Here is a 1,559-nt window from a genome sequence, read left to right as displayed (position 1 = left end):
TCTGGGATGTGCTTCCATAAACACGTACTACGCAGTTTCTTGCTAAAATAGTGCGGAGACGACCGTATTTTACGTCAGGCCTCCCGCATACCCTGTCTGTTAGAATGAAAGTCTAACCAGTCGCAAGGACCCGCGCGCAGGAGGGATCACGATGCCCGGATTGAATTCAAGTGGTGGGTTTGGCACCGCATCTTTGGCCGCGGGTCGGGATCCCGGAGCCGCAGAAAGCCAGCATAGAGTGCAGGTTGCCCCACAAGAACACCTAAGCATTCCCACATCGACAACGGAACAGACCGAACGTGACCGAACCCAACTTACGCGGGGTGTTGAGCCGCCGGAACGAGGCCGCGATTCTGAAAGAAATCGGGCTAGAAAGGAGGCAAGACTGTCCGGGTTGTTGAGGCTGGTTGAAAACGACCTTGATGAGGGGGATGTCGAGCGGGTGGTTGCAGGGTCCGGTCGTCGTGGCGAGGGCTCCGGCGCAGAAGATGAGGTTTCCTCCGGTACAGTGGAAAGTATCAAGGCGGACGGTTCACTAAGAAAAATACGCCCAAAGATCGTCACGCCCGGCGAGGTCGTTGATATTGGTGATGGCCAAACCGCCGTTCTGAATAAGGGAAAGAAGTCGAAGACCGTTGAGAAGGCGAACGGCGAAAAAGTGTTGCTCCTTGACGAAAGCCTGAGTGACCGGGAGATGGAGGGCGAGCTTCGCAAGGCTGCCAAGCAGACAATTCAATCGGCGTATTATACGACACTTTATACCTTGGCAGGGCACTACGGAGAATATCTTTCTCTTTCTCGGGCGATGATCGACTTGGATCAATATCGTCCAGTTGGTCCGGCCGGGGATGTCCAAAAAGACTAGGTTCTACTACCGTGTCGCAACGGTCGAAGTGTATGTGAAGTGACAAAAAGAGAAATGACATCTGAATGAGAATAAGTCCGCTGAACAAACTTCCCGACCAGTTATCTGCAACCGAATTGGAGGAATTGCAGAAGATTGACGATGCCGAGTACCGGAAGGTGGACGAACAGGCGCCAGGGCCTGAGTGGAATTGGCTTCAGCCTATGCCGATTCAGGCTGCGACGGCGGGTCTTGTGAGTATGGCGCCGGATGGAGTGCGGCACCAGACATCGACCCTGCGGGAGATCGAGTCCGATCACGCGCAGGAGACGACCAAGCGTCAAGAGTTGGCAGAGGATCCTGCTACGAAGGCAGATCTGGATCGCGAACGTAAGTTTCGTGAGCTTGTTGAACTATATATGCAGGCGAACGACCCAAGTGCTGAGGAAACCGCAGGCGCTTCGCAAGATGCAATGCAAGTAAGCGTCATCACAGAAGCGGACGACGTCGATAATTCCGATGCAAGGCATGACAATGAGGCGTCTGAAATTGCTGCGGATTGATGACGCTCAAATGATAGTATGAATTGTAAGTAAGAGGTGGTTCGGTTTGTCTGAACAGGTTCCGGGCGTTTTCTAAGTGGTTTTCCGCCTTGTTTATGCCGCTGCCGCTTGGGGCGCCGACGGATTGAAGTAAGCCTGATCGGGTGTTTTGC

Annotated in this window: 2 protein-coding genes; both read left to right on the top strand. The window is 53.6% G+C overall.

Translation table 11 applies throughout. The annotated features are described in order from the left end of the window. Positions 1-151 precede the first annotated feature (151 nt). Entirely contained in the window at positions 152-865 is a 714-nt protein-coding gene (locus WBB85_RS11045; protein ID WP_432638670.1) for a hypothetical protein, read from the top strand. 65 nt (positions 866-930) lie between these two features. Further along, positions 931-1,407: a hypothetical protein gene (locus WBB85_RS11040; RefSeq protein WP_432638669.1), complete on the top strand. Its 477-nt coding sequence runs from the start codon at positions 931-933 to the stop codon at positions 1,405-1,407. Positions 1,408-1,559 lie beyond the last annotated feature (152 nt).

The organism is Albidovulum sp. (assembly GCF_049646345.1).
Classification (GTDB): Bacteria; Pseudomonadota; Alphaproteobacteria; order Rhodobacterales; family Rhodobacteraceae; genus Albidovulum.
Note: the sequence above shows the minus strand (reverse complement) of the source record. Positions and strands in the feature narration are given on the sequence as shown.

Bases quoted from the DNA above. Each gene is read 5' to 3' on its own strand.
- WBB85_RS11040 (WP_432638669.1), top strand. From the start codon at position 931: ATGAGAATAAGTCCGCTGAACAAACTTCCCGACCAGTTATCTGCAACC.
- WBB85_RS11045 (WP_432638670.1), top strand. From the start codon at position 152: ATGCCCGGATTGAATTCAAGTGGTGGGTTTGGCACCGCATCTTTGGCC.